The organism is Bradyrhizobium sp. CCBAU 45394 (assembly GCF_028128655.1).
Taxonomy (GTDB): Bacteria; Pseudomonadota; Alphaproteobacteria; order Rhizobiales; family Xanthobacteraceae; genus Bradyrhizobium; species Bradyrhizobium diazoefficiens.
Genome location: NZ_LBIX01000171.1, coordinates 138272 through 159201 on the forward strand (window position 1 = coordinate 138272; position 20930 = coordinate 159201).

A 20930-nucleotide genomic window follows, 5' to 3' on the forward strand; every position below is an offset into this window, starting at 1 on the left:
GTCCGGATCATGCGCGCGCATGGATCGGTCTCGATGGGAAATTGAGAGTAGCGCGATTTGGCGCCAGCGCAATCAGGCCGGCTCTGGGTTGCGGGAGCGATCGGACATTGCGGTAGAGAGGACGTTACCAAGAGCGCTCTGCTTGTCGCGGCGACGTTGCACCGAGGAAGGAATGCGCATGGCTTCGCGGTACTTCGCGACCGTGCGGCGGGCAATATCAATGCCCGAAGCGCGTAACCGTTCCACGATGGTATCATCCGACAGGATCGCGGCCGGCGCTTCCGAATCGATCAGCTGCTTGATGTGGTGGCGCACGGCTTCGGCCGAATGCGCCTCGCCGCCGTCGGCCGAGGCGATCGAGGCGGTGAAGAAATATTTCAGCTCGAACGTGCCGCGGTTGGTCGCCATGTATTTGTTGGCGGTGACGCGCGACACCGTGGATTCGTGCATCTGGATGGCGTCGGCGACGGCCTTCAGGTTCAGCGGCCGCAGGTGCGCGACGCCATGGGTGAAGAAGCCGTCCTGCTGGCGCACGATCTCGGTTGCAACTTTCAGGATGGTGCGGGCGCGCTGGTCGAGCGCGCGCACGAGCCAGGTCGCGTTCTGGAGCGCGTCGGTGAAATAGGACTTGTCGCCGTCCTTGCCGATCTTCTTCGACAGCTCGGAATAGTAGGTCTGGTTGACCAGCACGCGCGGCAAGGTGTCGCTGTTGAGCTCGACATGCCAGCCGCCGTCCGGACCCGGACGGACATAGACATCGGGCACCATGGTCTGGAGCCGCGCCGCGCCGAATTTCATGCCGGGCTTGGGGTTGAGACGGCGGATCTCGCCGATCATGTCGGCGATGTCCTCGTCGTCGACGCCGCAAACCTTGCGCAAGCCCGCGATGTCGCGCTTGGCGAGAAGATCGAGATGCTCGACCAGCGCCTGCATCGCCGGGTCGTAGCGGTCGAGCTCGCGGAGCTGGATCGCCAGGCATTCGCTCAAATTGCGCGCGCAGACGCCGGGCGGATCGAATTTTTGCAGCACGGCCAGGACGTCCTCGACCTCCTGCTGCGAGGCGCCAAGTCGCTCGGCAGCCTGGCCGAGATCCGGCGGCAGATAGCCGGCCTCGTCGACGAGATCGATCAGGTACTGGCCGATCATGCGCTGCGCGGGTGCGGTGAATGCGACCGAGAGCTGCTCGGCGAGATGATCGCCGAGCGTGACCTCGGCGGCGACGAACGCCTCGAGATTGTAGTCCTCGTCGCCGGAGGCGCCGCCGCCCCATTCCGTGTAGGTGGTCGGCGCGGCGTCCTGGGCGTTGCGCGCCGCGGCCTCGGCCGGCTCCTCGGAGAAGACGTTGTCCAGGCCCGTGTCCAGGGTCTGCTCGATCTCGGCGCGGGTGCCGAGATCCTTGCTCATCCATTCTTCCTGGCCCGGCTCGAACGCCTCGCCCGGACCCCCGCCCGGCTCGTCGTTATGGCCGCCGTCGGAATCGCTGAACTGGCCGGCCTCGGCCGGGGCTTCGCCGCCGGAGGCCTCGTCATTGGCCCGCTCCAGCAGCGGATTACGCTCGAGTTCCTCTTCCACGAAGGTCGTGAGATCGAGATTGGACAATTGCAGCAGCTTGATCGCCTGCATCAGCTGCGGCGTCATGACCAGCGACTGCGATTGCCGGAACTCTAATCTCTGCGTGAGCGCCATGAAGCAAGAACCGATCCCAAAAGTTGGTCCGATTTTTGCTTATCCTAGTCTGAGCCTGATGTACACGTCTTGACGTAGCGCAAAAACAGGCTAGAGGCGGAATTCCTCGCCAAGGTAAAGGCGGCGAACATCCGGATCGGCGACGATCTCATCCGGGCTGCCCTCGGTCAATATTTCCCCGGCATAGACGATATAGGCACGATCGGTGAGGCCGAGCGTCTCGCGCACATTGTGGTCGGTGATGAGCACGCCGATGCCGCGATTGGTGAGATGGCGGACGAGATCCTGAATGTCGCCGACCGCGATCGGATCGATGCCGGCGAAGGGCTCGTCGAGCAGCATGTAGTTCGGACGCGTCGCCAGCGCGCGCGCGATCTCGACGCGGCGCCGCTCGCCGCCGGACAACGCGATCGACGGTGATTTGCGCAGGCGCGTGATGTTGAATTCGTCGAGCAGCGAGTCGAGCTGCTGCTCGCGCTTCTTGCGCGAAGGCTCGACCACTTCGAGCACGGCGCGGATGTTCTGCTCGACGGTGAGGCCGCGGAAGATCGAGGCTTCCTGCGGCAGATAGCCGATGCCGAGCCGCGCGCGCTGATACATCGGCAGCTTGGTGACGTCGTGGCCGTCGAGCTCGATCGCGCCGCGATCGGCCTTGATCAGGCCGGTAATCATGTAGAACACGGTGGTCTTGCCGGCGCCGTTCGGGCCGAGCAGGCCGACCGCTTCGCCCCGGCGCACATAGATGCTGACGCCGCGCACCACCTGGCGGCTGCCGAAGGCCTTTTCCACGCTATGCACAGCCAGGAAGCCCGGCCGCTTCAGAAGCTGCGGCCCGCCGGCGCCGTTCGGCCTGGCGGCGGCCCTGACCGGGTGGACCGCCTGCGCCCGCGGCGGCTCGGTTTGATAATCGGCCTGAAAGTGGTCGGGCGCGTGCATCGGCTGGTCCCGGGCGATCGGCGGCGCGTCGCGCACGGGGCTCGCCACCAGCCCGCCGACGCTGTCACCGAGCGCGGTGATGTCCTGACGCGCAAATCCTGGCCGGCCGCGCTTGGCGGGGCGCCGACGGAACATGCTGAAAAGATCGACCATCCCGGCCTTCTAGCCTCGCGCAGTTTTTTGCGCGGTCTTCGCGCGATCTGCCGCAGCGGCGTTACGATTCGCCGACGCAGCATGGGTGAAGGGATGTCTCATGCCCAGTGAAACACGCCCGGTAAGCGGAGGACCCCGCTTCGAAAGCCCTGCGCGCTAGATACAGTCTCGCCGGGCAAGCTTCAACCTCGGATCGGGAGCGTCCGACACAAGCTGTTGAATTTACTTCGGTTTAGTTGCGCCGGGCAGTTGCAGGGGCGACGCCGCGCCGGGCTTGGCGCCCTGCGCCCCCTGGCCACAATCACTGCCGCCACCCTGCGGCAGCAGGGCCTGCACCCTGCCATTGTCGGATTCCACACGCGACACGCCCGTCGTCATGTCGACCATCAGACGGTCGCCGCGTAGCACGTTCTTGCACTGCGTCAGGACCACCTGGCCGCCCGTGCCGCCGAGCATGGTGATGAGGTTGGTCTTGGTGTCGAACACGGCGGTGTCGCCGGTGACCACCTGGTCCTTCTGGGTGACCACGACATTGCCGCGCGCCTCCAGCCGCTTGATCGAGGAACTGCCGCCCGGGCCCGGCGTCGCCGACTGCATCGGGGCCGCCTTGGCCCCCTTCGCCGCGGGCTGCGGCGTCGCCGGCTTGTCGCCGCCGGATTCGTAGAACACCACCAGCGTCTTCGAGGTCATGGTGGTGTCGCCCTGGATGACCTTCACGTTGCCGGCGAAGGTCGCCTCCTTCTTCTTGTCGCGCATCTCGAGCGAAGCGGCCTCGATCTGGATCGGCTGATCGCGGTTCTGCGAGAAGCCCTGCATCGCATTCGGCACGCCTTGCATCGTGCTCTGTGCGATCGCCGCGCCCGTTGCCAGCAGCGCGACAGTGGCGGCAAGCGCGGCCGCACCGATGGCGGCGCACCGTTTGCTGTCGTTGCGCGGGAAAAACCTGATCATGAAAATCACTTTGAATTGGCGGACTTGTTCTGCGGCGTACGTGTCTTCACCGGCGGCGCCGGCTCGGCCGGCGCAGGCTGAGCAGCGGCGGGGTCATCCAGCTTGTCCAGATGCATCACCACATTGCCCTCGAAGCGGATGAGATCACCACCTTCCGTGATGCGCAGCCGATCCGCCGTCAGCGTGCCGTTGGTCAGCTTGACGTCGACACGTTCGTCCGACGAGACCGTGCCCTTGCCCATGTCGACGAAGGCCGAGTTCAGCCGCGCCTCATAGCCGGTCGAGGTGCGCAGGAAGATGTCCTTGTGCAGGTCGAGCTGCTGCTGCTTGTTGTCGAAGCGGCCGGTGCGGGCATCGAGGAACAGGGTCGATTGATCTTCCATCAGGACCTTTGCGCGAAGGTCCGAGAGATCGACATGGTCGGGGTCGGTGATGTCCTGCGTCGCGGTCTTGGCCCAGAGCTCGTACGGCCGCCGGTCCGGCGTGTAGCCGGCGAGGTGCGGCGATTCCATCGTGATCTTGGTGCCCGATACCACCAGGTTTCCGGAATCGAGCGGCAGCTTCGGCAACAGCATGCGAAATGGATTGAAGATCGAGACGCCGACGATGGCGGCCAGGGACAACAGCACCGCGCCCGGGACCGCGACGCGCAGAATCCGCACCAAGCGGCTGTGGCGCGCCGCGCTGGCAAACTTCGCCGCAAGCGCGGCGTCGTAGGTGGGATTCTGGGCCGAATTCACCTGGGCTCCTGAGGTGTCGCTCGCCTGGTCCGGTCAAGTGCGCGCCATTGTACCCGGCGCCGCCTGAATATGCAGCCTCGGACAGGCCGATACGAAAGTGTCCGAAACGGGGCGATTGGCCCAACCTAGCCGCCCGTCGAGGTGTCAGGAATGCGCGAAAATGTCCTCTTCCGCCCAGCCCTGGAGGTCGAGCAAGGCGCGGGTCGGCAGGAAGTCGAAGCAGGCCTTGGCCAGCCCCGTACGGCCTTCCCGCACCAGCATGGCGTCGAGCCGCTCGCGCAGGGCGTGCAGGTGCAGCACGTCGGAGGCGGCATAGGCGAGCTGCGGCTCGGTCAGGCTGTCGGAGCCCCAGTCGCTGGATTGCTGCTGCTTGGAAAGGTCGACATTGAGGACCTCGCGCACGAGGTCCTTGAGGCCGTGGCGGTCGGTATAGGTGCGGGTCAGGCGGGAGGCGATCTTGGTGCAATAGATCGGCCCGGTCATGACGCCGAAGCTCTGGTACAGCACCGCGACGTCGAACCGCGCGAAGTGGAAGATCTTGGTGATGGCGGGATTGGCCAAGAGCGCCTTCAGGTTCGGCGCGTCGGTGTGGCCCTTGGGGATCTGCACGACGTCGGCACTGCCGTCGCCGGGCGAGAGCTGCACCACGCAGAGCCGGTCGCGGTGCGGGTTCAGCCCCATGGTCTCGGTGTCGATCGCCACCGCTCCGGTGTAGCGGGACAGGTCGGGCAGGTCGCCGCGGTGCAGGCGTACGGTCATGGCGTTTCAAAACCTCGGGTCGAATCGGTCTGTCGGCACAATAGGCTAATTCGGATTGCCCGCGATGTAGCCATTGCGGGCCGTCCGCGCAACCGCGGTCATGCCCTCACGGGGCCGGGCAGATCACCGCCATGCAGCTGGCGGCAGGTGCGTGGCACGCGATCAAGGTTGCGAGCGGAGATGGAGGGCTTCCGGCCCCCGGGCTGTTGCTTGGATCCCACAACCCGGCGCGAGCTTCATGGTCCAGCACAACTTGCGTCATGCGCCCCGTGAAAATCGTCCCCACCCTCCCCATCTGTTGCCGATCCCCCGCGCCCTTGCCCCGCTCACCATGAATGAGATGTCATGACCGAACAGACGCTCGCAGCGCCTATCGACGATCAACAGGACCGCCAGCGCGGCTTTTCGCGCTACCAGGCGCTCCTCATCGCGCTGCTCGCGTTCACGCAGTTCACGATCATCCTCGATTTCATCATCATGTCGCCGCTTGGCGCCATCCTGATGCCCGCGCTCGACATCACGGCCACCCAATTCGGCGTCGCGGTGTCGGCCTACGCATTCAGCGCGGGACTGTCGGGTATTTTGGCCGCCGGCTTTGCCGACCGCTTCGACCGCAAGCGCCTGCTGCTGTTCTTCTATGTCGGCTTCACGCTCGGCACCCTGCTCTGCGCAATGGCACAGACCTACCATGTGCTGCTGCTCGGCAGGATCGTGACCGGATTGTTCGGCGGCGTGATCGGCTCGGTCGTGCTGGCCATCATCACCGACCTGTTCCCGCTGCATTTGCGCGGCCGCGTGATGGGATTCGTCCAGACGGCGTTCGCCGCGAGCCAGGTGCTCGGCATTCCGGCCGGGCTGTTTCTCGCCAATCACTGGAACTGGCATGTCTGCTTCGCCGCGATCGTCGGCCTGTCGATCGCGGCGATCGCCATCATTGCCTTCGCCATGGAGCCGGTCGACGCGCATCTGCGGCTGAAGCAGGACAAGAACCCGTTCCACCATCTGATCGCGACCGTCGGACAGACGCGCTACACGCTGGCCTTCGCGGTCACGACATTGCTGGCGACGGGCGGGTACATGCTGATGCCGTTCTCCAGCGCCTACACCGTGAACAATCTCGGCATCGACATGCTGCATTTGCCGACGATCTATCTCGTCTCCGGCCTGTTCAGCATCATCACGGGGCCGCTGGTCGGCAGGGCGAGCGACGCGTTCGGCAAATATCCGACGTTTGTCTTCGGCAGCGTGGTGTCTGTCATCATGGTGCTGATCTACACCCATCTCGGCCACGTCTCGCTCGCGACCGCGATCCTCGTCAACGTCCTGATGTTCGTCGGCATCTTCTCGCGCATGATCCCGTCGCAGGCGCTGATGTCGGCGATCCCCGACCCCAGCCAGCGCGGCTCGTTCAGCGCGATCAGCGCCTCACTCCAGCAGCTCTCCGGCGGGCTCGGTTCGATGCTCGCCGGCGCGATCATCGCGCAAGCGCCTGACGGCTCGCTGATCCATTTCGACCGGATCGGCTACGTCGTCGTCGCATCGGCGATGGTGTCGCTGGTCGCGATGTATTTTGTGCAGAAGGCGGTGGCGGAGAGGGCTGGGAAAAGGGTGGTCTGAGGGCGGGCGGATTTGTCCCCTAGGGATCTTCGCGACGGCGACGCAGACCGGGAGCGACCCCATTTTGGGTCCAGATCCCGCAAAATGGTGCCCAGGAAAGGACTCGAACCTTCACGGCCGTTAAGCCACTGGCACCTGAAGCCAGCGCGTCTACCAATTCCACCACCTGGGCATGCCGTTTGGGGCACGGAGGCGGTTACTACGGTTCGGTGACGCCGTTGTCAATTCATGCTTGAGCCATGTTTCGGCTTGCGGATTGCGCATCGCAAACCGGCCCGATACAAGCCTCGTCAGGCGCACTCTCCCTCAGGAAAAGATCCCCATGGCATCGAATCTGGAAACTCTCGTCACGGTTTTCGGCGGATCGGGGTTTTTGGGCCGGAATGTCGTCCGGGCGCTGTGCAAGCGCGATTACCGGGTCCGGGTCGCGGTGCGGCGGCCGGAACTGGCTGGATACCTCCAGCCCTCCGGCAAGGTCGGGCAGGTCCATGTGGTGCAGGCCAACCTGCGCTACCCCGCCTCGGTCGAGGCGGCGCTGCGTGATTCGGATGTCGTGATCAACCTGGTCGGCATCCTCACCGAGAGTGGCAAACAGAGCTTCGACGCGGTCCAGGCCAAGGGCGCCGAGACGGTCGCCAAGGCGGCGGCCGCCGTAGGGGCCCGCCTGGTGCATGTCTCGGCGATCGGCGCCGACGCGGAATCGCCCTCGCGCTACGCCAAGGCCAAGGCGGCCGGCGAGGCGGCGGTCCTGGCCGCGGTGCCGTCGGCCACGATCTTCCGTCCCTCAGTGATGTTCGGCCCCGAGGACCAGTTCACCAACCGCTTTGCGGCGCTGGCCCGGATGTCGCCGGTGCTGCCGCTGATCGGCGGCGAGACGAAGATGCAGCCGGTCTATGTCGGCGATGTCGCCACCGCGATCGCGGATGCGGTCGACGGCAAGGCCAAGGCGGGCGCAACCTACGAGCTCGGCGGGCCGGAGGTGCTGACCATGCGCGAGATCATCGAGGCCATCCTCGAGATCACCGCTCGCAAGCCGACGCTGGTGCCGTTGCCGTTTGGGCTTGCCCGCTTCCAGGCCAACTTCCTGCAATTCGCGCCGGGCGCGTTCAAGCTGACGCCCGACCAGGTCACGCTGCTCGAGCGCGACAATGTCGTGTCGGATGCGGCGAAGGCGGCTGGGCTGACGCTGGAAGGCCTCGGCATCACGGCGGATTCGCTGGAAGCGATCGCTCCGCAATATCTCTGGCGCTTCCGCGCCGCCGGGCAGTTCCAGCGCATGAGCATTTGAGCCCCGCTTAGGCCGCGGGCTCGGTTAACCTCTCCCGCTCGCGGGAGAGGTCGGCGCGTTCCGGGCGATGCGAAGCATCGTCCCGCGCGCCGGTGAGGGCTTTCTCGTCATCGGGAGTCTCTCTGCGGAGAGACCCTCTCCCCAGCCCTCTCCCGCAAGCGGGAGAGGGAGCGCACCGTCCTTGCGGCAAGGACCGGCGCCGTCAGCAAGCTTTCGAGAGTTATCGCCCCAACGCCAGCGCGATCAGGCCGAGCGTGCCGACGATGACGCGCCACCAGGCGAACACCACGAAGCCGTGGCGGGTGACGTATGTCAAAAACGTCTTCACCACGATGACCGCGGTGATGAACGACACCACGAAGCCGATCGCGACGATGCCCATGTGGTCCATCGTCATCTCGGAGCGGTTCTTGTAGAAGTCATAGGCGAAAGCGCCGATCATGGTGGGGATCGCGAGGAAGAACGAGAACTCCGCCGCCGCGCGCTTGTCCGCGCCCAGCAGCATGGCGGCGACGATGCTGGCGCCGGAGCGCGATACGCCCGGGATCATCGCCACGCACTGCGCGATGCCGATATAGAGATACATCAGCAGCGGAAACCGGGTGGCGTCATGCTCGCGCGGCTTGAGGTCGAGCTTGTCGACCCAGAGCAGGATGGCGCCGCCGACGATCAGCGTGAAGCACACGACCCACGGGTTGAACAGCACACTCTTGATGTACTTGCCGGCGACGAGGCCGACCACGACAGCCGGCAGGAACGCCACCAGCACGCCGATCACGAAACGGCGCGAATAGGTGTCGCCCGTGAAGAAGCCGATCACGACATCCCACAGCTTCTTGAAGTACAGCCCGACGATCGCGAGGATCGCACCGAGCTGGATCAGAACCGTAAACGAATCCCAGAAGGCGCCTTCGCCGAGATGGAAGAAGCGCTCCGCAAGCAGGAGGTGGCCGGTCGAGGAAACGGGAAGGAACTCGGTCACACCCTCGATGATGCCGAGGATCACTGCCCGTATTGCATCTGACATATTTACGGTCCATTTCCGCTGGAAAAGCGGGGTTCTTCTCGCCTATTCGCCTTCATGCTGCAATCGCAAAATACGACATCACGCTCTTGCTTCGCGGTTTTGAAGGACTAGTGTGGCGCCGCACAAACATTGATGGATTCTTAAGCACCATCAAATAGTCAAAGGCTTCATGTTTACGCTGTTTCATCATCCGTTCTGTCCGCATTCGCGCTTCATCCGCTTGATCGCGGGCGAATACGGGCTCGACCTCAAGCTGGTCGAAGAGCGCAGCTGGGAACGGCGCGAGGCATTCCTGCTGCTCAATGCCGCCGGCACCACGCCGGTCCTGGTGGACGAGGAACAGCCGCCGATACCGGGCGCGGCGATCATCGCCGAATATGTCGACGAGGCCTATGGCGCGGGGATGGGACCCAAGCGCCTGATGCCGGAGACGCTTCCCGAACGCGTCGAAGTGCGCCGGCTGATGGCCTGGTTCAACGAGAAGTTCTTCGAGGAGGTCTCCCACCCGCTCGTCACCGAGCGCATCTACAAGCGCTTCATGAGCGAGGAGAACGGCGGCGGTGCGCCCTCGGCCGACGTGATGCGCGCCGCCAAGGCGAATGTGCGCTATCATCTGGCCTATATCGGCTGGCTGGCGCAGACGCGTAACTTCCTCGCCGGCGACCGGCTCACCTACGCGGATCTCGCCGCCGCGGCGCATCTTTCGGCGATCGACTATCTGGGCGACGTGCCATGGAGCGAGGACGACGCGGCAAAGGCGTGGTACGCGCGGGTGAAATCCCGCCCGTCGTTCCGCCCGCTGCTGAGCGAATGGCTCGCCGGCGTGCCGGCGTCGCGGACCTATGTGGACCTGGATTTCTGAGCTCTGCCGATCTGTCTGAACTGAAGGCGAAGTTGACGACCGAGGCAAAGGCGCTCGGCTTCGACTGCATCGGCGTGACCGAGCCCGGCACGATCGAGACGGCCGGAAAACACTTCCGCGAATTCATCGCCTCGGGCGGCCATGGCGACATGGACTGGCTCGCAGCACAGCCGGAGCGCCGCGTCGATCCGCGCGGGCTGTGGCAGGACGTGCGCAGCGTCATCATGCTCGGCGTCAATTACGGCCCCGACGCCGATCCCCTCGCGATCCTCGAGCAGCGCACGCGCGCGGCGATCTCGGTCTATGCGCAGGGAGACGACTATCACGATCTGGTCAAGAAGCGCCTGAAGGCGCTGGCGCGCTGGCTGGTCGCGGCCGCACCGTCGGAAGTGAAGGTGTTCGTCGACACCGCCGCCGTGATGGAAAAGCCGCTGGCGCAGGCCGCGCATCTGGGCTGGCAGGGCAAGCACACCAATCTCGTCTCGCGCGAGTTCGGCTCCTGGCTGTTCCTCGGCGCGATCTACACCACGCTCGACTTGCCGCGCGACACAGCCGAGATCGATCATTGCGGCTCGTGCCAGGCCTGTCTCGACATCTGCCCAACCGCGGCGTTCCCCGCGCCGTACAAGCTCGATGCGCGCCGCTGCATCTCGTATCTCACCATCGAGAACAAGGGCGCGATCCCGCGCGAATTTCGCAAAGCCATCGGCAACCGCATCTATGGCTGTGACGATTGCCTCGCCGCCTGCCCCTGGAACAAGTTTGCGCAGGCGGGACGCGAGGCCAAGCTCGCCGCGCGCGACGAGCTGCGCGCGCCTGGCCTCGCCGAATTGGCGCGGCTCGATGATGCGGCGTTTCGTGCGCTGTTCACGAAGTCGCCGGTCAAGCGCATCGGCCGCGATCGCTTCTTGCGCAACGTGCTGATCGCGATCGGCAACTCGGGAGAAGCGGCGCTGGCCGAGGAGGCGCGGCGATTGCTGGGGGATGAGAGCGCATTGGTGCGCGGTGCTGCGGTGTGGGCGCTGGCGCAGTTGGTGGCGCGGGATGCGTTTGAGGCGATGAGATCCGTCGCGATGGGCAACGAGCACGACGAAGGCGTGCGTGAGGAGTGGGACCTCGCCACCTAATTCTCGGTGTCATGCCCCGCGAAGGCGGGGCATCCAGTACGCCGAGGCCTATCGATTGAACCACAACCGTCTCGGAGTACTGGATCGCCCGCCTTCGCGGGCGATGACAGCGGAGAACGAGGAGAACGGGCGCCCTTGATTTCCCCGCGCGTTCCTTCAAGGTCGCGCGTCATGACAGACATGCCTTTCTTCACCCGCGACGGCGATACATTCCATCCGACGGAAGTCGCCAATGGCCCGTGGGATCCGAAATCGCTGCACGGACGCGTCATCGTCGGCCTGCTCGGCTTCGCCATCGAGGAACGCCATTCCGGCCCTGAATTCGTGCCGGCGCGGCTCACCGTCGACATGTTTCGGCTGCCGACGATCGACAAGCCGATCGAAGTGACGACGCGGCTCGTGCGTGACGGCCTGCGCATCCGCGTGGTCGAGGCGGAATTTGTCTCCGGCGGCGTCGGCATGGCGCGCGCGTCGTGCCAGTTGCTGCGCCGGACGCAGAACCCTGATGGCAATGTCTGGTCGCCGCCGAACTGGGACGTGCCGAAGCCGGCCGACATTCCCAAGCCGACCGATCCCAGGCTTGGCATGCACGGCAAATGGACGACGCGGCCGATCGTCGGCCATATGGGCTCGCTCGGTCCGCGCCGGCTCTGGATGAGCGAGGTGCGCGAGCTCGTTGCCGGCGTGCCGATGACGCCGTTCGTGCATGTCGCTGTTGGTGCCGATTTCGCCAGCCCCTTTGCGAACGCCGGCGACAAGGGGCTCGGCTACATCAACAGCGACGTGACGATCTATCTGCACCGCCTGCCGGTCACGAACTGGATCGGCTTCGACGTGGTGAACCACCAGGCCACCGACGGCGTCGCGATCGGCGAATGCTGGCTCTACGACGAACAGGGCCCGATCGGCACGGCCACCGTCGCCGCGCTGGCACAGCGCAAGCCGATGGCGAATCCGTCGAAGCGGTAGAGATACGAGGTCTCTCGACTTTGTCATTCCGGAATGCGCCGTCAGGCGCAGACCCGGAATCCATCGAGCCGCAGGCCGAGAGGCGAAATGGATTCCGGGCTCGCGCCAAGTGGCGCGCCCCGGAATGACGAGGGGAGAGAGCTACCGCAGATGCCGCTTCATCTCCGGCCGCGCCTTCAGCTCCGCGCCCTGCCTGGCGACGATCTTCGCAATTCTTTCAGGCGCGAACTTCAAATCGACGAACGCCGGCGCGGTGTTGGCGACCTCGTGATAGCTCGCGATCCTGCCGCCCTTCAGCGTCATGATCGCGACACCTTCGAACATCGCACGCGCGCCGTTCGCTTCCGGCAAGGTCGAACGATAGCTGAAAGTGTAGCGCGCATAGAGCGTGGTGCCGTCGGTTACGGGATCATGCATGTCCCAGCGAAAGTCGGTCGCCGTGCGATAGAACCAGTCATCGATCATGGCGGCGATCTTCTCGCGGCCTGCGAACGCGCCGTAGAAGACATCGTGATAGACGCCGTCCTCGGTGAAGAGATCGGCAAACGCGCGGCCGTTGCGCTGTTCGACAGCGTCGCAGAAGGCGCGCAGCATGGCGGTGGTGGACATTGTATTTGCCTCCCAGAGTTTCTTCTTCCCCTCTCCCCTTGTGGGAGAGGGTGGATCAATCGCGCTTTGCGCGATTGAGACGGGTGAGGGGTTGCTTCCGCAAATCCAACTCGCATTCGAGTATGCGGAGAAAACCCCTCATCCGGCGCCGTAGCCGATGCGAAGCATCGGCGTTTTTAAGAACGGCGGCCGAAGGCCGCCTATGCCACCTTCCCCCACAAGGGGGAAGGAAGAAAATCATGTCACCCGATCTCGGCCACCGCGGCAAGAATGCGCGCGATGTCCTGCGGGCGCGAGAGGCGGTGGTCGCCATCCTGGATCAGGGTCAGCACGACGTCGTCGGCCGGCAGACGGTGCGTCAGCGCGAACGCGTGCTGCCAGGGCACATCAGGGTCCTGTGCTCCTTGCAGGATGCGGACGGGACAGCCGAGATCGATGGCGCCGCCGAGCACGAGATGGTTGCGGCCCTCCTCGATCAGATTCCGCGTGATCGGATAGGGCGAGCCGTCGCCATACTCGGACGGCCGCAGCCAGACGCCCTTGGTCTCGATCTCCTTCTTCACCGCAGCCGGAAAATTCTTCCACATCAGCTCCTCGGTGAAGTCGGGCGCCGGCGCGATCAGCACGAGGCCGGCGAGCGACGCGCTCTCTTGCTGGTTCTCCTGTTGGTTCTCCTGCCGGTTCTCCTGGCGCTTCCTGATCTCGCGCGCGAGCAGCAGCGCCATCCAGCCGCCCATGGAGGAGCCGATCAGGATCTGCGGGCCGTCGCAGAACCGCTCGAACACCGCGACGCTCTCCTCCAGCCAGCGCCCGATGGTTCCGTCGGCGAAATCGCCGCCCGATTCGCCGTGGCCGGAATAGTCGAACCGGACCGCGGCGCGGCAGTGATCCCCAGCCCAGGCGTCCAGCGCCAGCGCCTTGCTGCCCTGCATGTCCGACTTGAACCCGCCGAGCCAGACGAGGCCGGGCCCCTTTCCGGCGCGGCGGCGCACCGCGATCCTGCGCGCGGACGCGCCCTCGCCCACATCGATGAAATCGAGCACGGTATCGGGAATTGCATCGGTCATGGAACGTTTACTCTGACTGTGTGGTTTGAGCTGTCTGGGCGTATTCCGTGGTGCCGCCGGACACCGGCATTGGCCCTTTGGGACGCTTGCGGAACAGAGGCAAGGTGTCTATGTCGGTCAGCGTGCCCGGGGGCGTGTCCAAAATGCCTCGCATTTGAGGGTTTTTCGCTTCGCGTACGCGACTTGCTTGCCGGCAAACGCATCTTCCTTCAAAATAGCCGCTTCTTTCACAACTTTGGAGAACCACCCATTCGCCGTCCTAATAAAGCTCCGCCCGCTGCCAGCAAAGACGGGCCGCGCATCAATGATGATATCCGCAATGCGCAGATCCAGCTGATCGATCAGACCGGTGACAACAAAGGCACGGTCGAGACCGTCGTCGCCATCAAGATGGCCCAGGAAGCTGGCATGGATCTGGTCGAGATTTCGCCGAATACCAGCCCTCCCGTCTGCAAGATCATGGACTACGGGAAGTACAAGTATTCCGCTCAGAAGAAAGCCGCCGAAGCCCGCAAGCGGCAGAAGACCGTCGAGATCAAGGAGATCAAGCTCCGCCCGATGATCGACGATCACGATTACGACGTGAAGATGCGCGCGATGCAGCGGTTCTTCGAAGAGGGCGACAAGGTCAAGATCACGCTGCGCTATCGCGGCCGTGAAATGGCGCACCAGGAGATCGGCACCAAGCTTCTGGACAAGATCAAAACCGACGTCGCCGAGCTCGCCAAGGTCGAGCAGGACGCGCGGTTCGAAGGCCGTCAGGTCGTCATGGTGCTGGCGCCGCGCTGACGCCAGTTATTTGGAATTGAGAGTTAACGGCCCGTCCGGATCTCCGGCGGGCCGTTTGTGTGTCAGCTTCGCGTCGCGTGCCAGGTGCCGCTGCACTGGTCGCCGGAAATGATGCCGCGCCACGAGCCGGCGCCGTTTACGCCGGCAAGCCGGCCGCCCCCGCTGGCATGGGACGCGCCGACGGAGACATAGACCGCCACCATGCCGGAGCGCTTGACCCTGCCCGAGACCCGGCCGCCGCCGGCTGACGAGACGCGGCCGCCGGTCACGGTGAAGGGGACGCTGTAGCCCGAGCTGCAATTGCCGCGGGTGGTGGCGAAGGTGACGTTCCAGATGCCGTCATAGCCGCCGATGCGGGCATCGGCATTGGACGGCAGCACGGCAGCGGCGACTGCGGCAAGCAGCGCCAGGCGGCGCAGGTGGGTAAATTTTGGAACAAATCGCGAGAAATGGGCCATTTTGGTGCTGCTCCGGGCGACACGGCTTGGACATGAGGGTAGCAATTCCGGATAGTCGGCGGGCGGGTTTCGGCGGTTCATCGTTGCCATTTGGGTTGTCCTCTGGCATAAGCCCAGCCTTCATCGCCCGGCTGATTAAGGGCTGCCGTGGCGGTGTTTCGTGCGGGTTTCGCGCTTGTTCGTAGAAACCTGAGCACAATCAACGCTCTAACGAGCATTTTTGACGGCCAGCCGCCTTCGCGGGCGGATTTCTGTGGCCATTAGGAGAGCCAAATGCCCAAGCTGAAGACCAAATCGGGCGCTAAAAAGCGCTTCAAGGTGACTGCCACCGGCAAAGTGATGCACGCCCAGCGCGGCAAGCGTCACGGCATGATCAAGCGGACGAAGAAGCAGATCCGTCAGCTTCGCGGCACCCGCGTGCTGTTCAAGACCGACGGCGACAACGTCAAGAAGTACTTCTTGCCGAACGCCTGACCGCGTCCACGATCACTGCCGCCTCAGCCGCGCCTTCCGCGGCGATCCGAAAACCAAGTCATCTCTGAAGGATTTTTGTCATGTCTCGCGTCAAACGCGGTGTGACCGCCCACGCCAAGCACAAGAAAGTCTACAAGGCCGCCAAGGGCTTCTACGGCCGCCGCAAGAACACCATCCGCGCCGCCAAGCCGGCCGTGGAGAAGGCCCAGCAGTACGCCTTCCGCGACCGCAAGCGCAAGAAGCGGACGTTCCGCGCGCTCTGGATCCAGCGTCTCAACGCCGCTGTGCGTCCGTTCGGCCTGACCTACAGCCGATTTATCGACGGTCTCGCCAAGTCGGGCATCACCGTGGACCGCAAGGTGCTGTCGGATCTCGCGATCAACGAGCCCGCGTCGTTCCAGGCGATCGCCGAGAAGGCCAAGGCCGCGCTCGCGGCCTGAGGTCTCTCGCGCGCGGGCCTAACGATTCTTGACTAGCGGTTCTTGGGGCCCGCAGCCTGCCGCGCGCGTTGCGAGTAACGCTGGGCGACCTCCGCCCGGCAGAATGCTGCGAACGACAGATACATGGTGCCGGATTTATTCCGGTACTTTCGGTCGCAGACGCGCATCTCGCGTTGATAGGCCTGTTTCTGCGCAGCGTTGAGGCCGGGCATGAAGTCCGCCTCGCATTTCTTCTCGACGGCGGCGCCGAGCTGGACATCGCCGCTCGCGGTCAACTGGCAATCCTGAAACACCTTCATCGCGCTTTCGCAGCCCTTCTGGGCGTTGATGGTGTCGACGACCTCGTCCAGCGTCATGGACTTCTCCATGCAGACCATGGCGCGTGCCGGGGTGCCGGCAACCGATAGAACGACGGCCAGAATGGCCAGGCAGGACCTTGAGAGCATCACGAAGTCTCCTCGTATCCCCCTTGGTGCCAGCGCCCCGCGCGAGGTTCAACCCAGCCGTTCTTCAGCCCGAAATAACCGGCTTTTCGCTTGACGTTACGGCCTTCCGGCGGCGACAACCCAGCCGAATTTAGCAGCAAGGATTTGACTGTGTCCGACCTCGCAACGCTCGAAACATCCATCCTCGATCAGGTCGCCGCCGCCGGCGACGAAGCCGCCCTCGAAGCGGTACGCGTCGCAGCCCTCGGCAAGAAGGGTTCGATTTCCGCGCTGCTTGCCACGCTCGGCAAGATGTCGCCGGACGACCGCAAGACGCAGGGCGCCGCGATCAACCAGGCCAAGGACAAGGTCACCGAGGCGCTCGCAGCAAGGCGCGACGTCTTGAAGTCGGCGGCGCTCGATGCGCGGCTCGCGTCCGAAACCATCGACGTGACGCTGCCGCTGCGCGAGGCGCCGACCGATGCCGGCCGCATCCATCCGCTGAGCCAGGTCTGGGACGAGCTGACGACGATCTTCGCCGACATGGGCTTCTCGGTCGCCGAAGGTCCTGACATCGAGACCGATGACTACAACTTCACCAAGCTGAACTTCCCGGAAGGCCATCCCGCGCGCGAGATGCACGACACCTTCTTCTTCCATCCGAAGGAGGACGGCTCGCGCATGCTGCTGCGGACCCACACCTCGCCGGTGCAGGTGCGCACGATGCTGAGCCAGAAGCCGCCGATCCGCGTGATCTGCCCGGGCCGCACCTACCGCATCGATTCGGATGCGACCCACACGCCGCAATTCCACCAGGTCGAGGGGCTCGTCATCGACAAGCACTCGCATCTCGGCCACCTCAAATGGATCCTGCACGAGTTCTGCAAGGCGTTCTTCGAGGTCGACCACATCAACATGCGCTTCCGGCCGTCGTTCTTCCCGTTCACCGAGCCGTCGCTGGAAGTCGACATCCAGTGCCGCCGCGACAAGGGTGAGATCCGCTTCGGCGAGGGCGAGGACTGGCTGGAGATTCTCGGCTGCGGCATGGTGCACCCGAACGTGCTGCGCGCCTGCGGCATCGATCCCGACGAGTACCAGGGCTTTGCCTGGGGCATGGGCATCGACCGCATCGCCATGCTGAAATACGGCATCGCCGATTTGCGCCAGCTGTTCGACAGCGACGTCCGCTGGCTGTCCCATTACGGCTTCAAGCCGCTCGAAGTGCCGACTCTCGCGGGAGGGCTGAGCTCGTGAAATTCACCCTCTCCTGGCTGAAGGATCATCTCGAGACCGACGAGCCGCTGGACAGGCTCGCCGAGAAGCTCACCATGATCGGGCTCGAGGTCGAGAACATCGAGGACAAGGCGAAGGCGCTGAAGCCTTTCACCATCGCGAAGGTGATCTCGGCCGAGCAGCATCCGAACGCGGATCGCCTGCGCGTCTGCATGGTGGACACCGGCGACGGTGGTGCGCCGGTGCAGGTCGTGTGCGGCGCGCCGAATGCGCGCGCGGGTCTCGTCAGCGTGTTCTCGGCCCCCGGCACCTACATTCCGGGCAAGGACATCACGCTGGGCGTCGGCACCATCCGCGGCGTCGAGAGCCGCGGCATGCTGTGCTCGGCGGCCGAGCTCCAGATCTCCAACGACCATGACGGCATCATGGAATTGCCGGCGGACGCGCCGATCGGCGCTGCTTACGCCGAATGGGCCGCGCTCGGCGATCCCGTGATCGAGATCAATTTGACGCCGAACCGGCAGGACTGCACCGGCGTGCACGGCATCGCGCGCGACCTCGCCGCCGCCGACATGGGCAAGTTCAAGGACCCGACCATCAAGCCGATCAAGGGCGAATTCCCTTGTCCCGTGAAGGTCACGGTCGAGGACGCCACGCTCTGTCCGGGCTTCGCGCTTCGCCTCGTGCGCGGCGTCAAGAACGGCCCGTCGCCGGAATGGCTGCAGAAGCGGCTGACCGCGATCGGACTGCGTCCGATCAACGCGCTGGTCGACATCACCAACTTCATGACCTACGACCGCGCGCGCCCGCTGCACGTGTTCGACGCCAGGAAGGTGAAGGGCAATCTCGTGGTGCGACGCGCCCGCGACGGCGAGACGCTGCTCGCGCTCGACGGCCGCACCTACAATCTCGATCCCGCGACCTGCGTGATCGCCGATGAGCACGGCGTCGAATCGCTCGCCGGCATCATGGGCGGCGAGGCTTCCGGCTGCGACGAGAACACCACCGACGTGCTGATCGAATCGGCGCTGTGGAACGAGATCAATATCGCGCAGACCGGCCGCAAGCTCGGCATCAACTCGGATGCGCGCTACCGCTTCGAGCGCGGCGTCGATCCGGCGTTCATGGTGCCGGGGCTGGAGCTCGCCACGAAACTCGTGATGGAGATGTGCGGCGGCGCGCCGTCCGAGAACGTCGTCGTCGGCAAGGCCTTCGGCGATGACCGCGTGATCGATTTCCCGGTGACCGAGGTCAAGCGCCTGTCCGGCATCGAGGTGCCGCAGCCGGAGATGAAGCGCATCCTGACCCATCTCGGCTTCATGATGGCGGGCCCCGGTCCGGTGGTGAAGGTCGCGGTGCCTTCGTGGCGCACCGATGTGCACGGCAAGGCCGACATCGTCGAGGAGATCGTCCGCATCTACGGCGTCGACAAGGTGCCGATGACGCCGTTCGAGCGCGGCGATGATGCGCGCAAACCGGTGCTGACCCCGCTCCAGCTCCGCACCCGCCGCGCGCGGCGCGCGCTCGCGAGCCGTGGCATCATCGAGGCGGTGACGTGGTCGTTCATCACGAAGTCTGCGGCAAAACTGTTCGGCGGCGGCCAGCGCGAACTCGAAGTCGCCAACCCGATCGCATCTGATCTCTCCGACATGCGCCCGACTCTGCTGGCGGGCCTGATCGCGGCGGCGCAGGCCAATGCCGATCGCGGCTTCGGCGATGTCGCGCTGTTCGAGGTCGGCCAGGTGTTCAAGGGCGATCGCCCGCAGGATCAGTTCATGGCGGCGAGCGGCGTGCGCCGCGGCTTTGCCTCGTCCGAGGGTCTCGGACGGCACTGGTCAGGCTCGGTGCAGGCTGATCTGTTCGACGCCAAGGCCGATGCGCTGGCGGTGCTGGCCGCTGCCGGCGCGCCGATGCAGGCGCTCCAGATCGTCGCCGGCGGTCCCGGCTGGCTGCATCCGGGGCGTTCCGGCACGATCCAGATCGGCCCGCAGAACGTGCTCGGCTATTTCGGCGAGATGCATCCGCGCGCGCTGGAAGCGCTCGGCGCCGACGGTCCGCTGATGGTGTTCGAGGTCATCCTCGACCGCGTCCCCGAGGCCAAGAAGAGGCCGACCCGCGCCAAGCCCTTGATCGAGCTGTCGGCCTTCCAGCCGGTGTCGCGCGACTTCGCCTTCATCGTCGACCGCGCCGTGAAGGCCGGCGACATCGTGCGCGCCGCGCAAGGCGTCGACAAGAAGCTGATCACCGGCGTCAACGTGTTCGACGTCTACGAGGGCAAGGGCATCGATGACGGCAAGAAGTCGATCGCGATCGCGGTGACGATCCAGCCGCGCGAGAAGACCCTGACCGACCAGGAGATCGAGGCCGTCGCCGCGAAGGTCGTGGCGGAGGTGACGAAGAAGACCGGCGGCACGCTGAGAGCATGATGCCGAAAAGTGTGAAGCGGTTTTCGGACAACATCATGCTCCAGAAATAAAGCATGAGTCTCACGGACTTCCTCCCGAAGGACGTCAGCCTCACCATTGCGATGGCGCTCTGCGCCGTCGCTTTCGTCTCGGGTACCGCGCGCGGCTTCTCCGGCTTCGGCTCGGCGCTGATCTTCATGCCGCTGGCGAGCAGCTTCGCGGCGCCGCGGCTCGTTGCCGCCCTGCTGCTCGTGATCGATTTCGTCGCAGCGCTGCCGCTGCTGCCCGACGCGTGGCGCAAGGCCGACCGCAAGGCCACCGCCGTGATAGTGCTCGGCGCGCTGATCGGCGTGCCCATCGGCACCTATTTCCTCAGCGTGCTCGAGCCCGTCACCACGCGCTGGATCATCTCCAGCTTCGTCGCCGCGCTATTGCTGCTGCTGCTGTCGGGCTGGCGCTATCGCGGCAAGGACCACTCCTGGCTCTCGGTCGGCATCGGCGGCCTCTCAGGCTTCTGCAGCGGGCTGGCGCAGACCGGCGGGCCGCCGATCGTCGGCTACTGGCTCGGCCGCCCGATCCCGTCGATCGTCGCGCGCGCCAACATCCTGTTGTTCTTCGGCGCGTCGGATTTCTTCTCGATGGTCAGTTACGCGACGACAGGCCTGATCAGCCGCGAATCGCTGATGCTCTCGCTCATCGTCGGTCCGGTCTACGCCATCGGCGTCGCATTCGGCGCCTCGCTGTTCGGCCGCGCCAGCGAAAAAGTATTTCGCGGCATCTGCTATGTGCTGATCGCGATGGCGGTTGTTTTTGGGCTGCCGGCGCTGGATGGGATTTTGCGCTAACTCCCCAATGTCGTCCTGGCGAAAGGCAGGACCCATCACCCCGGTCAACGCTTGTAGTGCGAGCGGGTCA

General features: G+C 64.9%; 21 protein-coding genes and 1 tRNA gene. 11 read left to right on the forward strand and 11 right to left on the reverse strand.

Annotated features, from left to right (window positions below; all coding sequences use genetic code 11):
* Positions 1 to 72: 72 nt before the first annotated feature.
* From rpoN to WN73_RS28625, 5 genes are all read right to left on the reverse strand, one after another.
* The gene (gene rpoN / locus WN73_RS28605; RefSeq protein ID WP_011083548.1) at positions 73 to 1686 is read right to left on the reverse strand and encodes an RNA polymerase factor sigma-54; all 1614 of its coding nucleotides are present in this window, start codon (positions 1684 to 1686) and stop codon (positions 73 to 75) included.
* A gap of 90 nt (positions 1687 to 1776) precedes the next feature.
* Positions 1777 to 2775 (reverse strand): LPS export ABC transporter ATP-binding protein, encoded by a 999-nt coding sequence (lptB, locus tag WN73_RS28610; protein WP_011083547.1) that lies wholly within the window; start codon positions 2773 to 2775, stop codon positions 1777 to 1779.
* 222 nt (positions 2776 to 2997) lie between these two features.
* Entirely contained in the window at positions 2998 to 3726 is a 729-nt protein-coding gene (locus WN73_RS28615; RefSeq protein ID WP_271555704.1) for an LptA/OstA family protein, read from the reverse strand.
* Positions 3727 to 3731: 5 nt separating this feature from the next.
* A complete protein-coding gene (gene lptC / locus WN73_RS28620) occupies positions 3732 to 4466 on the reverse strand; it encodes an LPS export ABC transporter periplasmic protein LptC (protein WP_028172483.1) in 735 nt (244 codons plus the stop codon).
* 144 nt (positions 4467 to 4610) lie between these two features.
* Positions 4611 to 5225 carry a ribonuclease D gene (locus WN73_RS28625; RefSeq protein ID WP_011083544.1) on the reverse strand — a complete coding sequence of 205 codons (615 nt, stop codon included), beginning with the start codon at positions 5223 to 5225 and terminating at the stop codon, positions 4611 to 4613.
* 345 nt (positions 5226 to 5570) lie between these two features.
* Here WN73_RS28625 and WN73_RS28630 point away from each other — a divergent pair, with 345 nt between their 5' ends.
* Positions 5571 to 6842 carry an MFS transporter gene (locus WN73_RS28630; RefSeq protein ID WP_271555706.1) on the forward strand — a complete coding sequence of 424 codons (1272 nt, stop codon included), beginning with the start codon at positions 5571 to 5573 and terminating at the stop codon, positions 6840 to 6842.
* 85 nt (positions 6843 to 6927) lie between these two features.
* Here WN73_RS28630 and WN73_RS28635 read toward each other — a convergent pair.
* A tRNA-Leu gene (locus tag WN73_RS28635) sits at positions 6928 to 7014 on the reverse strand.
* 150 nt (positions 7015 to 7164) lie between these two features.
* Here WN73_RS28635 and WN73_RS28640 point away from each other — a divergent pair.
* Positions 7165 to 8130, forward strand: coding sequence for a complex I NDUFA9 subunit family protein (locus WN73_RS28640; protein WP_028172481.1), 966 nt, complete (start codon positions 7165 to 7167; stop codon positions 8128 to 8130).
* A gap of 220 nt (positions 8131 to 8350) precedes the next feature.
* On the opposite strand, the gene WN73_RS28645 is transcribed toward WN73_RS28640, so the two are convergent.
* Positions 8351 to 9157: an undecaprenyl-diphosphate phosphatase gene (locus WN73_RS28645; protein ID WP_011083541.1), complete on the reverse strand. Its 807-nt coding sequence runs from the start codon at positions 9155 to 9157 to the stop codon at positions 8351 to 8353.
* A gap of 169 nt (positions 9158 to 9326) precedes the next feature.
* Here WN73_RS28645 and WN73_RS28650 point away from each other — a divergent pair, with 169 nt between their 5' ends.
* The 3 genes from WN73_RS28650 (at position 9327) to WN73_RS28660 (ending at position 12115) form a co-directional block, all read left to right on the forward strand.
* Positions 9327 to 10019 (forward strand): glutathione S-transferase family protein, encoded by a 693-nt coding sequence (locus WN73_RS28650; protein ID WP_011083540.1) that lies wholly within the window; start codon positions 9327 to 9329, stop codon positions 10017 to 10019.
* Entirely contained in the window at positions 9968 to 11146 is a 1179-nt protein-coding gene (gene queG, locus WN73_RS28655) for a tRNA epoxyqueuosine(34) reductase QueG (protein ID WP_271555708.1), read from the forward strand. Before WN73_RS28650 ends, queG begins: the two co-directional genes overlap by 52 nt.
* Before the next feature lie 171 nt (positions 11147 to 11317).
* Positions 11318 to 12115, forward strand: a complete 798-nt coding sequence (locus tag WN73_RS28660) for an acyl-CoA thioesterase domain-containing protein (RefSeq protein ID WP_271555709.1) — start codon at positions 11318 to 11320, stop codon at positions 12113 to 12115.
* A gap of 141 nt (positions 12116 to 12256) precedes the next feature.
* Here WN73_RS28660 and WN73_RS28665 read toward each other — a convergent pair whose 3' ends face one another.
* Both WN73_RS28665 and WN73_RS28670 read right to left on the reverse strand, forming a co-directional pair.
* Complete coding sequence (locus tag WN73_RS28665; protein WP_271555710.1) at positions 12257 to 12724, reverse strand: nuclear transport factor 2 family protein; 468 nt, start codon at positions 12722 to 12724, stop codon at positions 12257 to 12259.
* Between the two features lie 242 nt (positions 12725 to 12966).
* Positions 12967 to 13791, reverse strand: coding sequence for an alpha/beta hydrolase (locus WN73_RS28670; RefSeq protein WP_060909573.1), 825 nt, complete (start codon positions 13789 to 13791; stop codon positions 12967 to 12969).
* A gap of 249 nt (positions 13792 to 14040) precedes the next feature.
* Here WN73_RS28670 and infC point away from each other — a divergent pair, with 249 nt between their 5' ends.
* Positions 14041 to 14580, forward strand: coding sequence for a translation initiation factor IF-3 (gene infC, locus WN73_RS28675; protein ID WP_011083535.1), 540 nt, complete (start codon positions 14041 to 14043; stop codon positions 14578 to 14580).
* A 62-nt stretch (positions 14581 to 14642) separates the two neighbouring features.
* On the opposite strand, the gene WN73_RS28680 is transcribed toward infC, so the two are convergent.
* Positions 14643 to 15038 (reverse strand): hypothetical protein, encoded by a 396-nt coding sequence (locus WN73_RS28680; RefSeq protein WP_271555711.1) that lies wholly within the window; start codon positions 15036 to 15038, stop codon positions 14643 to 14645.
* Between the two features lie 273 nt (positions 15039 to 15311).
* On the opposite strand from WN73_RS28680, the gene rpmI reads away from it, so the two are divergent.
* Positions 15312 to 15512: a 50S ribosomal protein L35 gene (rpmI, locus tag WN73_RS28685; RefSeq protein ID WP_008539890.1), complete on the forward strand. Its 201-nt coding sequence runs from the start codon at positions 15312 to 15314 to the stop codon at positions 15510 to 15512.
* An 80-nt stretch (positions 15513 to 15592) separates the two neighbouring features.
* Positions 15593 to 15952 carry a 50S ribosomal protein L20 gene (gene rplT / locus WN73_RS28690; protein ID WP_011083533.1) on the forward strand — a complete coding sequence of 120 codons (360 nt, stop codon included), beginning with the start codon at positions 15593 to 15595 and terminating at the stop codon, positions 15950 to 15952.
* A 32-nt stretch (positions 15953 to 15984) separates the two neighbouring features.
* Here the strand turns inward: rplT and WN73_RS28695 are convergent, their stop codons facing one another.
* On the reverse strand, positions 15985 to 16398 hold the full coding sequence (locus WN73_RS28695; RefSeq protein ID WP_271555712.1) for a hypothetical protein: 414 nt from the start codon (positions 16396 to 16398) through the stop codon (positions 15985 to 15987).
* A gap of 150 nt (positions 16399 to 16548) precedes the next feature.
* Between WN73_RS28695 and pheS the strand changes: the two genes are divergently transcribed.
* Genes pheS through WN73_RS28710 form a run of 3 tightly spaced genes read left to right on the forward strand, consistent with a single transcriptional unit; the run spans position 16549 to position 20860 of the window.
* The gene (gene pheS, locus WN73_RS28700) at positions 16549 to 17631 is read left to right on the forward strand and encodes a phenylalanine--tRNA ligase subunit alpha (protein WP_011083532.1); all 1083 of its coding nucleotides are present in this window, start codon (positions 16549 to 16551) and stop codon (positions 17629 to 17631) included.
* Complete coding sequence (pheT, locus tag WN73_RS28705) at positions 17628 to 20036, forward strand: phenylalanine--tRNA ligase subunit beta (protein WP_271555713.1); 2409 nt, start codon at positions 17628 to 17630, stop codon at positions 20034 to 20036. The genes pheS and pheT overlap by 4 nt, the downstream gene beginning before the upstream one ends.
* Positions 20037 to 20089: 53 nt before the next feature.
* Positions 20090 to 20860 (forward strand): sulfite exporter TauE/SafE family protein, encoded by a 771-nt coding sequence (locus tag WN73_RS28710; RefSeq protein WP_271555714.1) that lies wholly within the window; start codon positions 20090 to 20092, stop codon positions 20858 to 20860.
* Positions 20861 to 20930 lie beyond the last annotated feature (70 nt).

What these genes read in the sequence shown, in the direction of transcription:
- WN73_RS28650 (WP_011083540.1), top strand. Translation starts at nt 9,327, where the DNA reads ATGTTTACGCTGTTTCATCATCCGTTCTGTCCGCATTCGCGCTTCATC.
- WN73_RS28640 (WP_028172481.1), top strand. Translation starts at nt 7,165, where the DNA reads ATGGCATCGAATCTGGAAACTCTCGTCACGGTTTTCGGCGGATCGGGG.
- WN73_RS28660 (WP_271555709.1), top strand. Translation starts at nt 11,318, where the DNA reads ATGACAGACATGCCTTTCTTCACCCGCGACGGCGATACATTCCATCCG.
- rpmI (WP_008539890.1), top strand. Translation starts at nt 15,312, where the DNA reads ATGCCCAAGCTGAAGACCAAATCGGGCGCTAAAAAGCGCTTCAAGGTG.
- WN73_RS28615 (WP_271555704.1), bottom strand. Translation starts at nt 3,726, where the DNA reads ATGATCAGGTTTTTCCCGCGCAACGACAGCAAACGGTGCGCCGCCATC.
- lptB (WP_011083547.1), bottom strand. Translation starts at nt 2,775, where the DNA reads ATGGTCGATCTTTTCAGCATGTTCCGTCGGCGCCCCGCCAAGCGCGGC.
- WN73_RS28625 (WP_011083544.1), bottom strand. Translation starts at nt 5,225, where the DNA reads ATGACCGTACGCCTGCACCGCGGCGACCTGCCCGACCTGTCCCGCTAC.
- WN73_RS28680 (WP_271555711.1), bottom strand. Translation starts at nt 15,038, where the DNA reads ATGGCCCATTTCTCGCGATTTGTTCCAAAATTTACCCACCTGCGCCGC.
- WN73_RS28645 (WP_011083541.1), bottom strand. Translation starts at nt 9,157, where the DNA reads ATGTCAGATGCAATACGGGCAGTGATCCTCGGCATCATCGAGGGTGTG.
- WN73_RS28670 (WP_060909573.1), bottom strand. Translation starts at nt 13,791, where the DNA reads ATGACCGATGCAATTCCCGATACCGTGCTCGATTTCATCGATGTGGGC.
- WN73_RS28665 (WP_271555710.1), bottom strand. Translation starts at nt 12,724, where the DNA reads ATGTCCACCACCGCCATGCTGCGCGCCTTCTGCGACGCTGTCGAACAG.
- WN73_RS28695 (WP_271555712.1), bottom strand. Translation starts at nt 16,398, where the DNA reads ATGCTCTCAAGGTCCTGCCTGGCCATTCTGGCCGTCGTTCTATCGGTT.
- WN73_RS28710 (WP_271555714.1), top strand. Translation starts at nt 20,090, where the DNA reads ATGAGTCTCACGGACTTCCTCCCGAAGGACGTCAGCCTCACCATTGCG.
- rpoN (WP_011083548.1), bottom strand. Translation starts at nt 1,686, where the DNA reads ATGGCGCTCACGCAGAGATTAGAGTTCCGGCAATCGCAGTCGCTGGTC.
- queG (WP_271555708.1), top strand. Translation starts at nt 9,968, where the DNA reads ATGGCTCGCCGGCGTGCCGGCGTCGCGGACCTATGTGGACCTGGATTT.
- WN73_RS28630 (WP_271555706.1), top strand. Translation starts at nt 5,571, where the DNA reads ATGACCGAACAGACGCTCGCAGCGCCTATCGACGATCAACAGGACCGC.
- rplT (WP_011083533.1), top strand. Translation starts at nt 15,593, where the DNA reads ATGTCTCGCGTCAAACGCGGTGTGACCGCCCACGCCAAGCACAAGAAA.